Origin of the sequence: Streptomyces nigra (assembly GCF_003074055.1) — a bacterium.
GTDB classification, from domain to species: Bacteria; Actinomycetota; Actinomycetes; order Streptomycetales; family Streptomycetaceae; genus Streptomyces; species Streptomyces nigra.
This window is the reverse complement of sequence record NZ_CP029043.1, coordinates 3,442,543-3,459,352: the sequence shown is the minus strand read 5'-3', so window position 1 is coordinate 3,459,352 and position 16,810 is coordinate 3,442,543. Positions and strand designations below refer to the sequence as shown.

At 71.0% G+C, this 16,810-nt stretch carries 16 protein-coding genes and 2 pseudogenes; 10 read left to right on the top strand and 8 right to left on the bottom strand.

Annotated elements, in window-relative coordinates; translation table 11 throughout:
* The first annotated feature begins 37 nt into the window (after positions 1-37).
* From DC008_RS15875 to DC008_RS15865, 3 genes are read left to right on the top strand one after another with little or no spacing between them, the layout of a single operon-like run.
* A complete protein-coding gene (locus DC008_RS15875) occupies positions 38-1,090 on the top strand; it encodes a phosphotransferase (protein WP_244221360.1) in 1,053 nt (350 codons plus the stop codon).
* A gap of 51 nt (positions 1,091-1,141) precedes the next feature.
* Complete coding sequence (locus DC008_RS15870; RefSeq protein ID WP_108707554.1) at positions 1,142-1,777, top strand: TetR/AcrR family transcriptional regulator; 636 nt, start codon at positions 1,142-1,144, stop codon at positions 1,775-1,777.
* 50 nt (positions 1,778-1,827) lie between these two features.
* Positions 1,828-3,864 carry a HelD family protein gene (locus DC008_RS15865; protein ID WP_108707553.1) on the top strand — a complete coding sequence of 679 codons (2,037 nt, stop codon included), beginning with the start codon at positions 1,828-1,830 and terminating at the stop codon, positions 3,862-3,864.
* Between the two features lie 34 nt (positions 3,865-3,898).
* Here the strand turns inward: DC008_RS15865 and DC008_RS15860 are convergent, their stop codons facing one another.
* The gene (locus DC008_RS15860; RefSeq protein ID WP_108707552.1) at positions 3,899-4,744 is read right to left on the bottom strand and encodes a nitroreductase/quinone reductase family protein; all 846 of its coding nucleotides are present in this window, start codon (positions 4,742-4,744) and stop codon (positions 3,899-3,901) included.
* 207 nt (positions 4,745-4,951) lie between these two features.
* Between DC008_RS15860 and DC008_RS15855 the strand changes: the two genes are divergently transcribed.
* Positions 4,952-5,479 carry an HAD domain-containing protein gene (locus DC008_RS15855; RefSeq protein WP_108707551.1) on the top strand — a complete coding sequence of 176 codons (528 nt, stop codon included), beginning with the start codon at positions 4,952-4,954 and terminating at the stop codon, positions 5,477-5,479.
* Between the two features lie 324 nt (positions 5,480-5,803).
* Here DC008_RS15855 and DC008_RS15850 read toward each other — a convergent pair.
* Positions 5,804-6,256 (bottom strand): annotated as a pseudogene (locus DC008_RS15850) (DUF2199 domain-containing protein); the annotation flags it as partial.
* Between the two features lie 70 nt (positions 6,257-6,326).
* Positions 6,327-6,737, bottom strand: a complete 411-nt coding sequence (locus DC008_RS36335; protein ID WP_341867290.1) for a hypothetical protein — start codon at positions 6,735-6,737, stop codon at positions 6,327-6,329.
* Positions 6,738-6,794: 57 nt separating this feature from the next.
* Between DC008_RS36335 and DC008_RS15840 the strand changes: the two genes are divergently transcribed.
* Complete coding sequence (locus DC008_RS15840; protein WP_108707550.1) at positions 6,795-7,388, top strand: DUF4240 domain-containing protein; 594 nt, start codon at positions 6,795-6,797, stop codon at positions 7,386-7,388.
* A gap of 61 nt (positions 7,389-7,449) precedes the next feature.
* On the opposite strand, the pseudogene DC008_RS35950 reads toward DC008_RS15840, so the two are convergent.
* Both DC008_RS35950 and DC008_RS15830 read right to left on the bottom strand, forming a co-directional pair.
* Positions 7,450-7,818: pseudogene (locus DC008_RS35950) on the bottom strand (DUF5958 family protein); the annotation flags it as partial.
* A 277-nt stretch (positions 7,819-8,095) separates the two neighbouring features.
* Positions 8,096-8,566 carry a DIP1984 family protein gene (locus DC008_RS15830; RefSeq protein WP_108710717.1) on the bottom strand — a complete coding sequence of 157 codons (471 nt, stop codon included), beginning with the start codon at positions 8,564-8,566 and terminating at the stop codon, positions 8,096-8,098.
* 376 nt (positions 8,567-8,942) lie between these two features.
* Between DC008_RS15830 and DC008_RS15825 the strand changes: the two genes are divergently transcribed.
* The 3 genes from DC008_RS15825 to DC008_RS15815 all read left to right on the top strand — a co-directional run bounded on the left by DC008_RS15825 (position 8,943) and on the right by DC008_RS15815 (position 10,840).
* On the top strand, positions 8,943-9,533 hold the full coding sequence (locus DC008_RS15825) for a helix-turn-helix domain-containing protein (protein ID WP_108707549.1): 591 nt from the start codon (positions 8,943-8,945) through the stop codon (positions 9,531-9,533).
* A 113-nt stretch (positions 9,534-9,646) separates the two neighbouring features.
* Positions 9,647-10,366, top strand: coding sequence for a hypothetical protein (locus DC008_RS15820; RefSeq protein ID WP_108707548.1), 720 nt, complete (start codon positions 9,647-9,649; stop codon positions 10,364-10,366).
* Between the two features lie 138 nt (positions 10,367-10,504).
* Positions 10,505-10,840 carry a DUF2516 family protein gene (locus tag DC008_RS15815; protein ID WP_079033876.1) on the top strand — a complete coding sequence of 112 codons (336 nt, stop codon included), beginning with the start codon at positions 10,505-10,507 and terminating at the stop codon, positions 10,838-10,840.
* An 82-nt stretch (positions 10,841-10,922) separates the two neighbouring features.
* On the opposite strand, the gene DC008_RS15810 is transcribed toward DC008_RS15815, so the two are convergent.
* The 3 genes from DC008_RS15810 to DC008_RS15800 all read right to left on the bottom strand — a co-directional run bounded on the left by DC008_RS15810 (position 10,923) and on the right by DC008_RS15800 (position 14,691).
* Positions 10,923-12,224: a PP2C family protein-serine/threonine phosphatase gene (locus DC008_RS15810; protein WP_164492312.1), complete on the bottom strand. Its 1,302-nt coding sequence runs from the start codon at positions 12,222-12,224 to the stop codon at positions 10,923-10,925.
* Between the two features lie 318 nt (positions 12,225-12,542).
* Positions 12,543-13,628, bottom strand: coding sequence for a C40 family peptidase (locus tag DC008_RS15805; protein ID WP_108707546.1), 1,086 nt, complete (start codon positions 13,626-13,628; stop codon positions 12,543-12,545).
* A 244-nt stretch (positions 13,629-13,872) separates the two neighbouring features.
* Positions 13,873-14,691 (bottom strand): class I SAM-dependent methyltransferase, encoded by an 819-nt coding sequence (locus DC008_RS15800; RefSeq protein ID WP_235072086.1) that lies wholly within the window; start codon positions 14,689-14,691, stop codon positions 13,873-13,875.
* Positions 14,692-14,965: 274 nt separating this feature from the next.
* Here DC008_RS15800 and mshA point away from each other — a divergent pair, with 274 nt between their 5' ends.
* Together mshA and DC008_RS15790 are read left to right on the top strand one after the other, a co-directional pair.
* Entirely contained in the window at positions 14,966-16,303 is a 1,338-nt protein-coding gene (gene mshA, locus DC008_RS15795) for a D-inositol-3-phosphate glycosyltransferase (protein ID WP_055624757.1), read from the top strand.
* Positions 16,296-16,796 carry a type III secretion system chaperone family protein gene (locus DC008_RS15790; protein WP_108707544.1) on the top strand — a complete coding sequence of 167 codons (501 nt, stop codon included), beginning with the start codon at positions 16,296-16,298 and terminating at the stop codon, positions 16,794-16,796. Before mshA ends, DC008_RS15790 begins: the two co-directional genes overlap by 8 nt.
* Positions 16,797-16,810: the final 14 nt, after the last annotated feature.

Here is a 16,810-nt window from a genome sequence, read left to right as displayed (position 1 = left end):
CTTTGCCAGACAACTTGCCGCCGAAGAGGCCGTCCAGTTGAGCAGTGGCGACTCGGGCGCGGTCGAGGGTCCGCTCCAGGGCTACCACCACGAGACATATGAGATCGCCCTGCCCGGTGCCGCTGGTGATGGTGAGTCCGAGGCACGCCGGGTCAAGTGCCGTGCCCCCCGGGACCATCTGCTGTGGTTCGACCGGCGGTGCTTCCTCTCGGAGGAACAGCTGCTGGCGACCTTGCAGGGACTTGTCTCCCGTATCCCGGGGTTCGTTGAAATCGGGGACATCCGGCTGCAGAGGTTCATCGAGGGGCGCACCCTCGGGGCCGTGCACGGTCCCGGGCGGCCCGTCCCGGAGCATGTGCTCGACCAGATCCTCCGGCTCTTCGGCGAGCTGATCGCCGTCGCGCCGGGCACCGTACGGGCCGAGCGCCGTTGTCTGGCGGAGGACCGGGCCGAGGACCGGGACTGCGCCGGGTTCCTGGACGGACTGATCCGGTTCGCCGAGGAGCGGGTGTACGAGGACAACCTGGACGCGTTCGGCGGGCTGTTCGCCGCGCTCGGGGTGGACGACGAATCGTTCGGGCGGCTGCGCAAGCACGTCCTCGTCCCCGGTCTCACGCGGCGGCCGTTCAGCCTGCTCCACGCCGACCTGCACCGGGAGAACTTCGTCCTGGATCCCGTCGGCCGGCTGTGGGTCATCGACTGGGAACTGGCCATGCTGGGCGACCCGCTGTACGACCTCGCCACGCATCTGCACCTCATGGGCTACCCGGCCGCACAGGAGGCCCGGGTGATCGAGGGCTGGCTGGCGGTCGCGGAGCGGTCCGCGCCCGGCAGCACCGACGGCTGGCGGGACGACCTGCCCCGGCTGCGGGACTTCAAGCGGGCCCAGAGCGTCTTCACCGACGTCATTCGGGCGACCCAGGTCCTCGGCGACGGGCGGGCGTTGAACTGGGGGCGCTGGTTCACCGAGTCGGTGAAGGTCCAGCGGGTGCTGGAGCGGGCGGCCGTGCCGCTCGGCCTGGACGAGGTGCCGACCCTGACGGCCGTGGCACGCTCGCTGCGCGACTGGCACCGCAGGCATCGCGGCTGAGCCGTCCGGACGGCTGGGGCCCGTGCGTGCCCGGCGCGTAGGCTCGCGTTCATGAGCGACGACAGCACCCCCGCCCCCGGCCTGCGGGAACGCAAGAAGCGGCGTACGTACGAGACCGTCTCCGAGACGGCCATCCGGCTCTTCCTGGAGAAGGGCTTCGACGCCGTGTCCGTCGCCGAGGTGGCCGCCGCCGCCGAGATCTCCAAGCCGACCCTCTTCCGGTACTTCCCGGCCAAGGAGGACCTCGTGCTGTACCGGATCGCCGATCACGAGGAGGAGCCCGCGCGCGTCGTGGCCGCGGCGGAGGGATCGCCCGTCGAGGCGCTGCGGCGGGACTTCCTCGACGCGATCGAGCGCGGGGACCCCATCACCGGGCTCGACGACCACCCGCAGGTGCTCGCCTTCCACTCGCTCGTCTACGGCACACCGGCCCTCGTCGCCCGGATGTACGCCTACCTCGAGCGCTCCGAGACCGCGCTCGCCGAGGCGCTCGGCGGCGGGCTGGACGCGCGGCTCGCGGCCGGGCAGATCGTGGCCGTACGGCGGATCCTCGCGGAGGAGAACTGGCGCCGGATCAAGGCGGGGGAGCCGTTGGAGGAGGTCAGGAGGGATGCGATCGCGGCGGCGGAGCGGGCGTTCGGGTGGCTTGAGGCCGGGCTTCCGGAGCTGGCGGCGCACACTCGGTGAGTTACGGTAAATAATTTAACCGAGTTGCCTTTTCGGGGTAGGGTGGCGGCATGACGCCTGCCGACCCCTCCGCCGACGACCTGCACACCGTGCTCCTGGACGAGCGCGCCCATCACGACCGCTGCCGTGCCGGCCTCGCCGCGATGGCCGACGGGGCCGACCACCAGGTGGTCATCGGCGAGCAGGCCTCCGCCTCCGGCGCCGACGCCGAGGTGCTGGGGCGGCGGCTGCGCGGTCAGGCCAAGGCGCTGCGCGAACTGCCCGAGGGGCCGCTGTTCTTCGGGCGGCTGGACTTCACGGACGGCGAGCGGCAGACCGCCCTGCACATCGGCCGGCTGCGGATCAGCGAGCACCCCGCCGACCTGCCCCTCGTCGTCGACTGGCGTGCCCCCGTGGCCCGCGCCTTCTACCAGGCCTCCGCCCGCGACCCGCAGGGCGTGGCCGTACGGCGGCGCTTCGGATGGGCGCCGGGCAGCAGGGGCGACTCCGGCGACCTCACCGGGCTGGAGGACGAGCATCTGGACCGGGGGGAGTCGCGGGTCAGCGAGATCGTCGCACGGGAGATCGAGCGGCCGCGCGTCGGGCCGATGCGGGACATCGCCGCCACCATCCAGCCCGAGCAGGACGACCTCGTACGGGGCGACCTCGCCGTCTCCCTGTGTGTGCAGGGCGCCCCGGGCACCGGCAAGACCGCCGTCGGCCTGCACCGGGCCGCCTATCTGCTCTACACCCACCCGCAGCGCATCCGCCGTGGCGGACTGCTGATCCTGGGGCCGAACCCGACCTTCTTGTCGTACATCTCCGAGGTGCTGCCCGCGCTGGGCGAGACCGGGGTGCGCCAGTCGACGCTGGCCGGCGAGATCGCCCGGCATCCGGTCCGCGGGACCGACGACGAGCGAGCCGCCCGGCTGAAGCACGACGTCCGGATGGCGGAGGTGCTGCGGCGGGCGCTGTACGTGCGCGTGGGGCGGGCCGAGGGCCTGGCCCCGGTCGTCGTGGCCGACGGTTCCTACCGGTGGCGGGTCCCGGTGGACGCGCTGCGGGGGATCGTCGAGGGCGTCCGCGCGGAGGAACCGCCGTACGAGGTGGGGCGGGAGCGGGTGCGGTCCCGGGCCGTACGGCTTCTGCGCGAGCAGGCCGAGCGGCGGGCCGGGCCGCAGACCGCCGCCTGGGCGCAGCGGGTGTCGCGGGGGCGCGCGGTCGGCGCGTATGTGGAGGCCGTCTGGCCGAAGGTGCGGCCGGAGGAGGTCGTCGCCGAGCTGTTCACGGATCCGGAGGTGCTGGCGGACGTCTCTGACGGGGTCCTCGATGACGACGAACGGAAGGCGCTGCTCTGGGCGAGACCGCCGCGCTCGGGGAAGTCGGCCCGCTGGTCGGCCGCCGACCTGGTCCTCCTGGACGAGGTCGCCGGGCTGATCGAGCGCCCGGAGGGGTACGGGCATGTCGTCGTCGACGAGGCGCAGGACCTGTCGCCGATGGAGTGCCGGGCGATCGCGCGCCGCTCGCCGTTCGGCTCGCTGACCGTGCTGGGGGACCTGGCGCAGGGGACGACGCCGTGGGCGGCGCGGGACTGGGCGTCGGCGATGGCGCACCTGGGCAAGCCGGACGCCGTGGTCGTCCCGCTGACCACCGGGTTCCGGGTGCCGCGCGCGATCCTGGAGCTGGCGGACCGGCTGCTGGCGCGGCTTGCGGTGTCCGTGCCGCCGGCCCGCTCGCTGCGCGCCGACGGGGAGCTGCGGTTCCGGGCGGCCGGGGACGACCTGGCGGGTGCCGTCGTGGGGGCGGTCCGGGACGCGCTGGGGTGTGAGGGATCGATCGGGGTGATCGCGGCCGACGCGGACGTGGCCCGGGTGCGGGAGGCGCTGGCGGCGGCCGGGATCCGGGCGGGGCCGGCGGACGAGCCGGGGGAGCGGGTGGTCGTCGTACCGGCGCGCGAGGTGAAGGGACTGGAGTACGACCACGTCGTCGCCGTGGAGCCGGCAGCGATCGCGGAGGCGGAGGAGCGCGGGTTGCACCGGCTGTACGTGGTGCTGACGCGCGCGGTGGCCGGGCTGGAGGTGGTGCACGGGAGGCCGCTGCCCTTCTGAACGGCGGCACGGCGGCCTCCCGAGCGCGCGTCCGTCAGCCGGCGGCGTCGAGGAGCGGTATCAACTGCTCCTCCTCGTACGTCAGATGGGCCTCCAGCTCCGCCGTCAGCCGGGCCACCTCGTCCCGCGCCGCATCCCGCCCGTTCGCCGAGCCCTCCTCCCCGACGGCCCGGCGCAGCCGCTCCACGAGGTCGGCGATGTGCTCGTGCTCCTCGCGCAGACGGTCCAGCACGGGGGCGTGGGCGGGGTGGCGGTCGGCGAGGAACGGGAACAGCGCGGTGTCCTCGCCGGTGTGGTGGTTGTGCAGGCCCTGGCAGAACGTGAGGCAGTTGACGCGCAACTGGGCGCCCAGGGTGGAGCCGCCCTTCGCCATCTCGTCGCGGATGATGGCGAGTTCACGGCGGAAGGCGTCGTGCACGACCTTGATGGCCTCGCCCATGGAGGAGGCGTTGATGTTCGGCGGGCCCTGCGTGATCTCGTACAGGGCGACCACGGGGATGACGCGTTCCGTCCGCTCCTGGTAGGCGGCCCAGCCGGGGTCCGCCTCCACGGCCCGCGCGAAGGCCCGGTCCCGTTCCTCGCCCTGCAGGACGACCGCGCGCGCCGGGTAGGTGAACGCCCCGGACTCCACGGTGACCTCGGGGTGGGCGACGAGGTTGTGGAACCACGCCGGGTGCTTCGACGACCCGGCGGCCGAGGCGATGACCAGGACGCGTTCGCCGCCGTCCGGGAGATAGGCGACCGGGGTGGTGTGGGGGCGCCCGGTGCGGGCGCCGGTGGTGGTGAGGAGGAGCAGCCGGCCGCCTTCGAAGGGGCCGCCCACGCGGCCCTTGTTGGCGCGGAACTCCTCGATGACCTGCTGATTGAAGTCATGGGGCATGCGGGGTGTCTGGTCTCTTTCTCTTCGTCTTCTCTTCGTCGGTCTCCGTCTGGGAGGGAAGCGAAGAGAAAAGGCGGGCTCCTGGCCCGCGCCCATGGCCTCACTCAGAGGCCGGGCAACACCCAACTCGCTCACGGCACAAGGCCGACCCGGCAGTCATGCGGTCGACGGTAGCGCAGGGACCGCCCAAGGGCGATCCTGTTTTCGATGCTTCTGTTCCTCGACGTCGACGGCACGCTCATCCCTTTCGGGTCGCAGCGGCCGTACCCCCTGTACGAAGCACCCCGCACCCTGCCCGGACCACCCGCCCACCCGCTGCTCGCCCGCGTGGACCCCACGCTGGGCACCCGTCTGCGACGGCTCGCGAAGCTGGGCTGCGAGCTCGTCTGGGCCACGACCTGGCTGGACGACGCGAACTCCGCCCTCGCGCCCTGGCTCGGCCTGCCCCCGCTCCGCCTCGTCGACTGGCCGGACGAGGACGCCGAGCCATGGCTCGGGAAGCGTGCCCCGCACTGGAAGACACGGCCGCTGGTGGCCTGGGCGGCGGGCCGGGCGTTCGTCTGGGTGGACGACGAGATCACCGATGTGGACCGCGTCTATGTGGCCGCGCACCATCCCTCCCCGGCCCTCCTGCACCGGGTCGACCACCGCCACGGCCTCACCGACCACGACTTCACGGTCCTGGAGGAGTGGATCGCGGGCGGGGGCCGGAAGAGCGGGTCACCGGCCCTTTGATCTCGTAGGACAGGTGCCCCCTTCGGGGCCCGGACTGTGCCGTGGCAGAGGTCTGCGGCTAGGCCGTGTCCGCAAAGTCCCGCCTGCCGTTCGACGCCCGGCACTCCCCCAAGCTCTTCGAGCAGGGGGGACCCCCACTCGCCGCACCGGCCGGCCACCCGCGTACAACCAGTACGCGGGAGCCCGTCCGGCACTCCCCCCAGCTCTTCGAGCAGGGGGTACCCCCAGAGCACGCACCGGACGCCGCTCGGCCCGCCCTACGGGCGGACGACGCGACTTTACGGACACGACCCAGCGGGCGCCCTCAGGTTCGTCACGCGGAGCACTGTCGGTGGAGTGCAGCACGGCCTCGGCGATCTCGCGCACCCGTTCCATGGTGATGCCGGTCCGTTGTTCGACGGCGAGCGGGTGGTCGGTGGGTTCCAGCTCGACCGAGGGCCGCTCGCCGACCGGACGGGTGTGGACGTGGGTCCGCAGGTTGATGGTGCTGGGGGAGTAGATCGGCAGATCGGTGGTGAGCCAGCCGAAGTACGGCTTCTCCGACTCGCGTCCTGGCGTGTCCCACAGGTCGGCCGAGCGGGAGAAGTTCTCACGGCTGAGAGAGACCCAGACAGCCCAGGAGAACACCTCTTCGCTGTCGATGACCGGTATCTCGATCAGGCCCTTGACGAAGTAGTGCTGCGCCTTGATGACGCACTGATCCGAGGAGAGCAGGCAGTCGGGGGCGTCGGCGAAACGCGGGTCCCAGACGTAGGGGGCGGCGGCGGAGTAGTTCATCGGCAGCTCGCCGTGGTGCCTGCCGCAGCACGTGCAGGTGAATCCGAGATCGTCGGCCATGGCTAGGAGCCTAGTGATCCCACTCGTCCCCGCTGAAGGTGAGGCGACTGCTGTCCGTTCCCAAAAGATCTGGATCGAGGAGGTGTCTCTGACCTGGGGAATCCACCAAAAGTTTTGGGCCGAAACCCCTCATGTGAGTGATGCTGCGAGCCAGCTCAGTCAGAGTCTTCATGATCACTGGCGAGATCGTCTGAGGCGGGTCGAAGCCTGCGACGCGCCGGGTCCAGGCGTTCGCCATAGTCGCTGCGAAGATCCCAGTCAGGGACTTGTCGAGCGTTCCGGCCAGCCTATGAATCGGCGCCCGGACGGCCTCGTCGTCGACGAGACGGCTGAGGTCCGTCATCTGCACTCGCTCCAGCCGGTCCGACAGGACCAGCGCTTCATCAGAGGTGAGCTTGATGATGATCTCCGTGTTCTCCACTGCTCGAACATAGTTCGCCGACCCTGCGGCGTCAGAGGTGTCTGGCACAGTGCCGCCGTGGACATCGATTCCTTCTGGAAGCTCATCGAAGAATGCCGACGGCAGACGCGGGGCCGGGACGAACGGCTGACGTGGTTGCGTGACGAGTTGTCGCGGAGGCCGCTGACAGAGATCGTGCAGTTCCAGGTTCGCCTGGACGAAGTGACGCACGAAGCCTTCACCTGGGATCTCTGGGCTGCTGCGGAGCGGATCTTCGGGGGCTGGTGTTCGGACGACGGATTCTGCTACTTCGGCCTGTGGATGGTGGGGCTCGGTCGGGAAGCCTTCGAGCAGGCAATGATCGATCCCGACGCTCTGGCCGACACTCCAGAGGTTCAGTGCCTGATGGGTCGCCCTCGGGAGCTCTGGAACGACGACTGGCCGGAGTGGGAGTCTCTCGACTACGTCGCCATGGAGGCGTATGGACTACTCACTCGCGCGGATGACGACGGCGGCGACGCATTCTATGAAGCCGTCGAAGCCGAGCAGGGCGCTGTAGGCGGCAATCCAGGGCCGCGCGGCGAGCAGTGGGACGTGCGATGCGAAGACGAGGCGATGCGCAAACTGCCGAGACTGAGCGCGATGTTTCCCCTCCGCCCACTGGTCCGGTAGGCGCGAAAGCGCGAGGGATCAGGCCGAGGCTTCGGGGTTCGACAGACAAGCGATGCCACGCGTGGCCGCAACCGTCGGAGCAGAAGCGCTCTCGTCGGCGTTCGTCGGCGACGGCCAGCACCGCGATCAGTAGCCGGAATGACTTGAGGCGCTCGTCGTGCGGGTTGAGACTGGCGATCTTTCCGAGTTGTTGGTCGATCCGCCCTCGTGTGATCAGAACTGCCGGTGTGTGCGTGGCGCGAAGCCCGGCGCGTCGGATACTTTCCGGGCCGTCCTCGGCGGTGGCGCGGGCCTGAATGCAGAAATGTGACAGGAGGCGCAGGGTGTTGGACTGCTCCTCAGTCGAGAGGCCCTCGAACCACTCGATTCCCTGTGGCATCGGCCGAAGCTCTTGGGCGAGTTCGTTGAGAATGATGTACGGATCAGTCATCCTCACGCCCCCGTTGCACTCGGATCGCCGCTGTCCATGGTGCTGCGATGTGGAAAACCCCGAACCCGCCCTCACCGCTTCGGATCTGCACGTGGTGATGTGCTGTGCGATGTGCACTTTTACCTGTACGCCGTGCTGAGCTGCACTGTCGATGGGGAGTCGAACCCCCGCGTTGCTCTTCACGCGCCAGGAGTGGGCCGGAGAACCGCCGGCCCTCGGTGTGTGCACGCTTCCGAAGCTGCTACCTGCTCCACATCGTCCCCGCCTGCTGGACTACTCAGTCCAGCAGATCCGCCTCCCAGTTCGTACGCTGGATCCGTATATCGACCTCGCGGATCTCCCGCGCGAGAACATCCGCCTGACCGCGCAGTTCCGCCACGGGAAGCGCGGAAAGCATCATCAGCTCGGACCGAAGCTGTCGGCCATATCCCCGCTCGCCGCTACCCGCCGCCGCGTCAGCCGCCGCGGTGACCACGGAGTGACGCAACCGCAGGACATCCCGGCGTGCGAGGGCATCGGTGAGCGTGCCGTCCGAACCCATCTCCACGGTGGCATTGGTCCGGTTGATCCGCCGGATCAACGTTTCCAGAGCGCTCAGCACCTCACCGGCCTCAGCCAGCAACTGGGCGGCGTCCTCGGCGGGCGTCTCCCCCTCCTGGTACCGCGCACTGCTGACGACGCGCGCTCGCAACTGTTCTACACGGCGCGTCGCTTCTGCACGTTCTGCCAGTGCCTCAGCAAGCTTCACTGTCTCCACCTCCCCCTCCATGAGCTCGCACGAGTATACGAGTGTGAACCAGCTCATACGCACTTGGATTTTGATCCACAGGGGCTCTGACCAGCCACTGGAACGAGAGCGGACAGCCGCTCAGAGCGCTACGCAAAGAGAACCCGACAGTGCGAAGGAGAATGAGTGGGAATCCGCCGGTTTCAGCGAGGCGGGACAACAGGCTGGCCAGCTTCGCCAGGACTCCGCCAAGTTGTTTGCCAGAACCACTGGGACTCGCCACATCTACTGAGAACGGACAGCCGTGGCGAGCCGCACCGGCTCCGCCCGGGTGGTGTGGCGCACTTTTGCAAGCGGGTGCTTGCAATAGTTAGCGAGGGTGCGGCACAGTGGAGGCATGGCATCGCTCAACGTCGGCAATCTCGGCGAGTATCTGCGCGAGCAGCGGCGCACCGCGCAGCTGTCGCTGCGGCAGCTCGCCGATGCCGCCGGGGTGTCCAATCCGTACCTGAGCCAGATCGAGCGCGGGCTGCGCAAGCCGTCCGCGGAGGTGCTGCAGCAGGTCGCCAAGGCCCTGCGGATCTCCGCGGAGACGCTGTACGTCCGCGCCGGCATCCTCGACGCCGAGCGGGACCGGGACGAGGTGGAGACGCGTGCCGCGCTCCTGGCCGACCCGACCCTGACCGAGCGCCAGAAGCAGGTGCTGCTCCAGATCTACGAGTCCTTCCGCAAGGAGAACGGCTTCGGGATATCCCCCGAGGACGTGGAGGCGGAAGCGGCCGAGCGGATCGCCGACGCCGTGGAGGACCTGGCCGGCGACCCGGGGGACGGCACGGACCCCGACCGTGACGGCGAGGGCACCGGTGGCCGTCCGGCCCGAGCCACCCGCACGCCCCGTACGACCCGATCGACCCGCACGAAACGTACGTCCGACGGCGACGACGCCGGCCCGGAGAACGAGACCGGCCCGCAGCAGTCGGCCGGCTGACCGTGGACCGCCGTACGCACCCCGTGCGTCGGCCGCTCCGCAGGTGTCGGCCGTCCGGCCGGCCGCGGGTACCCAAAACCCTCATCCGATAGCGACCCGGGAGGACCATCACCATGGCCATCACCGACGACCTGCGCAAGACCCTCAGCGACCCGACCCCGCTCTACTTCGCCGCCGGCACCGCCGACCTCGCCCTCCAGCAGGCCAAGAAGGTGCCCGGACTGGTGGAGCAGCTGCGCACCGAGGCGCCGTCGCGGTTCGAGGCCGTGCGCAACACCGACCCCAAGGCCGTCCAGGAGAAGGCCGCCGCCCGCGCCAAGGAGGCCGGCGCCAAGGCCAAGGAGGCCCAGGAGGCCCTGCAGGCCAAGGTCACCGAGCTTGTCAGCAGCCTGGACACCGACATCAAGAAGCTGGGCACCAGCCTGGACGCCGACTTCAAGAAGTTCGGCAGCAACCTCGACGCCGACCTGAAGAAGTTCGGCGAGAGCGCCCAGGACCTCGCGCTGCGCACCATCGGCGTCGCCGCCGAGTACGCCGTGAAGGCCCGTGAGACCTACGAGAAGGTCGCCGAGCACGGCGAGCAGGCCGTGCGCACCTGGCGCGGCGAGGCGGCCGAGGAGATCGAGGAGTTCGCGATCGCCGTCGAGCCGGACGCCAAGCCGGTCGAGGTCAAGGACGAGAAGCCGGCGCCCGCGGCCGCCAGGCCCGCCGCCCCGGCCGGGCCGACCCCGGTCCGGACCGAGCCGGCCGCCGCCGCGGCGAAGAAGACCCCGGCCAAGAAGGCTCCGGCCAAGAAGGCCACCGCGAAGAAGACCACCCCTCCGGCCAAGTAGCGGACGGGCGGAGCAGGGCCACGGGGACGGGCCGGGCACTTACCGAGTGCGCGGCCCGTTCTCCGGGTAACGGTCCTGCGGATGCGGGTACGGTGACCGCGTAGACACAAGCTGATTCAGGTGGTGGACGTTGTGCTGATGCAGGGCTTCGCGGGGTTCATGTGGCTGCTGAGCGTGGCCCTGATCCTCTTCAGCGGCTTCGCGCTGATCGACGCCGCCGTCCGCCGGGAGGACGCCTACCGGGCGGTCGACAAGCAGAGCAAGGCCTTCTGGCTGATCATCCTCGGGCTCGCCTTCGTGGTGAACCTGATCTTCAACATCCTGTCGTTCCTGCCGATCATCGGCCTCATCGCGACGATCGTGTACATGGTCGACGTCCGCCCCGCCCTGCGGGGTCTGTCCGGCGGCGGCCGCACGCGCCGGGGCGGCTCCAGCAGCGACGGCCCCTACGGGCCGTACAACGGCGGCCGCTGACCGGTCCGACCGGTCAGGATGAGCGGTCGGACGACGAGCGGCCGTACGACGAGCGGAGGGCGCCGGCCGAGGCCGGGCGCCCTCACGCCGACCGGTCGAGCAGCAGTACCGCCACGTCGTCCGTCAGCTCGCCGCCGTTGAGGTCCCGGACCTCGTTGACGGCCGCCCTCAGCAGTTCCTCGCCGCTCAGGCCCTCGCCGAGCTGGCGGCGGACCATGTCGACCATGCCGTCCTGCCCCAGCCGCTCCCGGCCCTCGCCGACGCGGCCCTCGATCAGGCCGTCGGTGTAGAGCATCAGGCTCCACTCGGCGCCCAGCTCCACCTGCATCCGCGGCCAGCGCGCGCCGGGCACCAGCCCGAGCGCCGGACCGTTGTTGTCGTACGGCAGCAGCCGTGCCGCCCGGCCCGGGCGGGCCAGCAGCGGGGACGGATGCCCGGCCAGGCAGAGCCCGGCGCGGCGCCCGTCCGGCGCAATGTCGACCGTGCACAGCGTCGCGAAGATCTCGTCGTCGCTGCGCTCGTGCTCCAGCACCTGCTGGAGCGTGTTCAGCAGCTCGTCGCCGCAGAGCCCGGCCAGCGTCAGCGCCCGCCAGGCGATCCGCAGCTCCACGCCGAGCGCGGCCTCGTCGGGCCCGTGCCCGCACACATCGCCGATCATGGCGTGCACGGTGCCGTCGGCGGTGCGGACGACGTCGTAGAAGTCACCGCCGAGCAGCGCGCGCGAGCGGCCCGGGCGGTAGCGGGCGGCGAACCGCAGTGAGGAGCCCTCCAGCAGCGGCGTCGGAAGCAGGCCGCGCTCCAGGCGCCGGTTCTCCTGCGCCCGCAGCCGGCCCTCGGCCAGCCGTCGCTCGGCCGTGTCGGAACGTTTCCTCTCCACCGCGTAGCGGATGGCCCGGCTCAGCAGCCGGCCGTCCAGCTCGTCCCGGAACAGATAGTCCTGTGCGCCGACGCGCACGGCCTCGGCGCCGCGCTCGGCGTCGCCGGACGCGGTGAGGGCCAGGACGGCGTGCCGGGGCGCGAGCTCCAGGACGTGCTTGAGCACGCCGAGCTCGTCCTCGTCGCCGGTCCGGCCGGGGGCGGGCAGCGCCAGGTCCAGCAGGATGCAGTGGACGTCGTCGGTGAGCAGCCGCGCGGCCTCGGTGAGGTTGCGGGCCGTGCGCACCCGGATGGGCTTGCCGGCCGGGTCGAACATCTCCGGCACGATCGTCGAGCCGGGATCGTCCTCGATCAGCAGCAGCGTCAGATTGGTGTGCGGGGTGTTCTCGACCGTCTGATCCTTACGCGGGGCCTCATCCGTGAAGGTGCCGCCGCCTGGGGTCGCGGCCTGCGCCTGACCTGTCTCCACGGCCGGGATCGCTCTCTGCCGCGGTACGGGTACGGGCATTGTCGTGAGTTCCTTCCCTCCCCCCGAGGGCATGGTCGACCGAGGGTCCTCGATCCACCGACGGGGACCATAGCGGGTGTCGGCGCCGCAGCGGAATGGTGTGGGGCACGTCCGGCGGACCCTCGCCGCTGTCATATGCCGCGATTGCTACCGCAGTTGGACAGGCCGACGGGGGCCCGGGGATGACGAACGTCACGTCTGTGGTGGGGTGGTGGGAAATGTGACGTGGAGTGGGTCACGTGGTGGCGGTCACCACGAGAACGTCACAAAGTGTCGCGCCGTGACGGAGCGGGAGGCGTCACAAGACGCCCTGAAACCTCACGCATCGGGACGGACCACCCCGAGGATCCGCATCGAACCGGCCCCCGCCACCGTCACCGTCCGGCCCGGTCGCGGGGCGTGGATGATGGCGCCGTCGCCGACGTACATCGCCACATGGCTGGCGTCGGCGTTGTAGATGATGAGGTCGCCGGGGCGCATGTCCTCGACCGCGATGTGCTCGAGCCGCTTCCACTGCTCCTGGGACGTCCGGGGGATCGGGCGTCCCGCGCTCGCCCACGCCTGTGAGGTCAGCCCCGAGCAGTCGTACGTCTTCGGGCCCTCGGCGCCCCACTCGTACGGCTTGCCGAGCTGGTCGGTGGCGTAGGCGACGGCCTTGCGGCCCTGCTCGGACGCCTTCGTCTTCAGATCCTCGAGGATGCCGGAGTCCAGCCAGGCGGTCTGCGCCTTGCGGGCGGCCGCCGCCTCCAGCTCGGCCAGGCGCTCCCGCTCCTCCTTCTCGAGCTGCGACTCCAGCTTCTCGGCCGCCTTGATCTGCTTCTCGATCTTCTTCTGGGCGGCCGCCTTGGCCTTGCGGCCCGCTTCCAGCTTCCGCCACTGGGCGGAGGCGTCCTTCGCGTACTGCTCCAAGTCCTGCTGGGTGCGTGTCAGTTCGGCCAGGAGGCCCTTCGTGGCGCGCTGGCCCTGGAGTACCCGGCGGGTGTTGTCGAGGAAATGCTGAGGGTTGTCGCTGAGCATCAGATGCGCCTCGTCCGGCAGTCCGCCGGAGCGGTACTGGGCGGCGGCCGCGGCGCCGGCGCGCTCCTTCAGCTCGGCCAGCTTCTCCTTGCCCTTGACGATCTTCTTCGCCAGCTCGACGATCTCCGCCGACTGCTTCTCGGCGGCCTCCTCGGCGGCGTTGTACTCGTCGGTGGCGACGGACGCCTCGTGGTACAGCTTCTCCAGCTGGGCGCGGACCGCTTCCAGTTCCTCATTGGACACCGGCGTCGGGGTGGCGGAGGCGGAGGCGCTGGGGGAGGGGGACGGGGTCGGTGCCGCGAAGGCCGTACCCGGTGCCGCCAATACGGTGACCGCGCAGACGACGGTCACGGCCACCGTGATCAGGCCGCGCTTGCCCGTGCCCATACCTGTGCCCCCAAACTGATGTCCCGTCAGTAACTTCAGGCGTCCGGGGGATCGTGCCATGTCGGCGCGCAAAGTGACAGAGGTCTGCTTTCCCCCGTCCCCTCCCGGTCATGACGATCACCCCGCCTTTGTGACGAACGACTCAGGGAGATCGTTCCCCGCAGGTCAGAGGGGTGGGGAGGGATGCGGGTCGACTCCCGTGACCGGAGGGGTCAGTTCCAGGACTCCTGCCGTGACGCGGAGGTCAGTTCCGGGGCGCCAACGCCGCCCAGTCCAGAGTGACTTCGCCTTGCCGCCAGCGCACCGGCCCGTCCGTCACCGGCCAGTCCGCGGTCAGCTGACGCACGGTCCGGATCCAGCGCTGGCGCGCCCCGTACGAGGCGTAGGGCGCGGCGGCCGCCCAGGCGCGGTCGAAGTCGCGCAGGAAGGCGTGCACCGGTTCGCCGGGGACATTGCGGTGGATCAACGCCTTCGGAAGCCGTTCGGCGAGGTCCGACGGCCGCTCCAGCGAGCCCAGCCGGGTCGCGAAGGTGACCGTGCGCGGCCCCTCCGGCCCGAGCGCCACCCATACATGTCGGCGCCCGATCTCGTCGCACGTCCCCTCGACCAGCAGCCCGCCCCGCGAGCCGGTCGCCGGATCGGCCGGGGCGAGCCGGGCGCACAGCCGCTCCCACACCTCGGCGACCTGCTCCTCGTCGTACTGGCGCAGCACGTTCGCGGCGCGGACGAGGTGCGGCCGCTGGGGGAGCGGGATCTCGAAGCCGCCGTGCCGGAAGACGAGCCCGTCGCGTTCGTACGGCTTCGCGGCGGCGACCCGGGCCGGTTCGATCTCGACGCCGACGACCCGCACGCGCGGTGCGACGGCGCGCAGCCGGCCGAGCAGCTCCACGGCGGTCCAGGGGGCGGCGCCGTACCCGAGGTCGACCGCCACGGGGTCGGGCGCCCGGCGCAGCTCGGCCCCGTGCGCGTGGGCGATCCAGCGGTCCATGCGCCGCAGCCGGTTGGGGTTGGTCGTGCCGCGCGTCACCGATCCCACGGGGCGGTGGGCTGCGCGGGCTGTCATGGATACGAGGGTAAGGGGCCCGCGCACCCCCTCCCCGGCGCGCGCACCACCGCCGGCCCGCTGCATGGCCCCGCGCCCACAGGGGAACCCGTCCCGGACAGCGCACCCGCCCGGACAACGCAGCGCCACCTCGAACGGTTGAGCGACACCCGGTAACGCCTCGGCAAAAACCACCCCGCCAGGAATGGGAACCCCGCCCTCCGGCGTTGCACCGCCTTGGAGGGCGTATCCGACCCTCTGTCCGGCATGCCCGCAGGCCAAGGAGGAACGCCACGTGAGCCAGTACGTCAGCAGGCTCGGGCGTCGCTCCGCGGCGGCCCCGTCGCGGCTGAGGCTGCACCGCCGCCCCCGTCGCGTCGCCATGCTCTCCGTGCACACCTCACCGCTGCACCAGCCCGGCACCGGCGACGCCGGCGGCATGAACGTCTACATCGTCGAACTCGCGCAGTGCCTCGCCGCGATCAACATCGAGGTCGAGATCTTCACGCGCACGACCGCCACGGACCTCCCCCCGGTCGTCGAGCTGGCCCCCGGCGTCCTCGTCCGGCACGTCGACGCGGGCCCCTACGAGGGCCTCAACAAGGAGGACCTCCCCGCCCAGCTGTGCGCCTTCACGCACGGCGTCATGCAGGCCTGGGCCGGACACCGCCCCGGCTACTACGACCTCGTCCACTCGCACTACTGGCTCTCCGGCCATGTCGGCTGGCTCGCCGCCCAGCGCTGGGGCGTCCCCCTGGTGCACGCCATGCACACCATGGCCAAGGTCAAGAACGCCAACCTGGCCGACGGCGACACGCCCGAGCCCGCCGCCCGTGTGATCGGCGAGACGCAGATCGTCGACGCCGCCGACCGACTCATCGCCAACACCGAGGAGGAGGCCGACGAGCTGGTACGGCACTACGCCGCCGACCCGGCCAAGGTGGCCGTCGTCCACCCCGGCGTGAACCTCTCCCGCTTCTCCCCGGCCGACGGCCGGGCCGCGGCCCGCGCCCGCCTGGGTCTTCCGCAGGACGCCTTGATCCCGCTCTTCGCGGGCCGCATCCAGCCGCTGAAGGCGCCGGACATCCTGCTGCGCGCGGTCGCCGTCCTCCTCGACGAGCGGCCCGAGCTGCGCTCCCGCATCCTGGTGCCGGTCGTCGGCGGCCCGAGCGGCAGCGGCATGGCGAAGCCGGAGGGGCTGCAGAAGCTCGCCGCCCGCCTCGGCATCGCGGACGTCGTACGGTTCCGTCCGCCGGTCGGGCAGGATCAGCTCGCGGACTGGTTCCGGGCCGCGTCGGTGCTGGTCATGCCGTCGTACAGCGAGTCCTTCGGGCTGGTCGCCATCGAGGCTCAGGCGGCCGGCACTCCGGTACTGGCGGCCGCGGTCGGCGGGCTGCCGGTGGCCGTGCGGGACGGCCGTACGGGCTTCCTGGTCGAGGGCCACAATCCGGCCGCCTACGCGCGCGTGCTGCGCGCCTTCGCCGACGACCCGCAGCTGTGCCCCCGGATGGGCGAGGCGGCGGCGCGGCACGCCCAGTCGTTCGGCTGGGACACCGCGGCCGGCGCCACGGCGGAGGTCTACACGGCCGCCGCCCAGGCCCACCGCCGTCGCGTACGCTCCCACCATGGCTGACGCACAGAAGGCGGCGCAGGTCGTCGAGGGAGCACTGAAGGACGCCGAACTGGAATGGGAGAGCCCCGAGCCGGGCACCTACGTCGTCAAGCTCCCCGGCACGCGGAAGCTGTCCACGACCGTCTCCCTGATCGTCGGCCGCCACTCCCTCTCCCTGAACGCCTTCGTCATCCGCCACCCCGACGAGAACGAGTCCGGCGTCCACCGGTGGCTCCTGGAGCGCAACCTCAAGCTGTACGGCGTCAGTTACGCCGTCGACCGGCTCGGCGACGTGTACGTCACCGCCCGCCTCCCGCTGGCCGCGATCACCGCCGACGAGATCGACCGCATCCTCGGCCAGGTCCTGGAGGCGGCCGACGGCGCCTTCAACACCCTCCTGGAGCTCGGGTTCGCCACCGCGATCCGCAAGGAGTACGCGTGGCGGCTCGCGCGCGGCGAGTCGACGCGCAACCTGGACGCGTTCAGCCATCTGACCCAGAAGCCGCAGGACTGACGCCGACCCGCGTT

Excerpts from the sequence above, each read along its gene's own strand:
- DC008_RS15870 (WP_108707554.1), top strand. The coding sequence starts at position 1,142 with ATGAGCGACGACAGCACCCCCGCCCCCGGCCTGCGGGAACGCAAGAAG.
- DC008_RS15865 (WP_108707553.1), top strand. The coding sequence starts at position 1,828 with ATGACGCCTGCCGACCCCTCCGCCGACGACCTGCACACCGTGCTCCTG.
- DC008_RS15860 (WP_108707552.1), bottom strand. The coding sequence starts at position 4,744 with ATGCCCCATGACTTCAATCAGCAGGTCATCGAGGAGTTCCGCGCCAAC.
- DC008_RS15855 (WP_108707551.1), top strand. The coding sequence starts at position 4,952 with ATGCTTCTGTTCCTCGACGTCGACGGCACGCTCATCCCTTTCGGGTCG.
- DC008_RS15825 (WP_108707549.1), top strand. The coding sequence starts at position 8,943 with ATGGCATCGCTCAACGTCGGCAATCTCGGCGAGTATCTGCGCGAGCAG.
- DC008_RS15820 (WP_108707548.1), top strand. The coding sequence starts at position 9,647 with ATGGCCATCACCGACGACCTGCGCAAGACCCTCAGCGACCCGACCCCG.
- DC008_RS15815 (WP_079033876.1), top strand. The coding sequence starts at position 10,505 with ATGCAGGGCTTCGCGGGGTTCATGTGGCTGCTGAGCGTGGCCCTGATC.
- DC008_RS15810 (WP_164492312.1), bottom strand. The coding sequence starts at position 12,224 with ATGCCCGTACCCGTACCGCGGCAGAGAGCGATCCCGGCCGTGGAGACA.
- DC008_RS15805 (WP_108707546.1), bottom strand. The coding sequence starts at position 13,628 with ATGGGCACGGGCAAGCGCGGCCTGATCACGGTGGCCGTGACCGTCGTC.
- DC008_RS15800 (WP_235072086.1), bottom strand. The coding sequence starts at position 14,691 with ATGACAGCCCGCGCAGCCCACCGCCCCGTGGGATCGGTGACGCGCGGC.
- DC008_RS15790 (WP_108707544.1), top strand. The coding sequence starts at position 16,296 with ATGGCTGACGCACAGAAGGCGGCGCAGGTCGTCGAGGGAGCACTGAAG.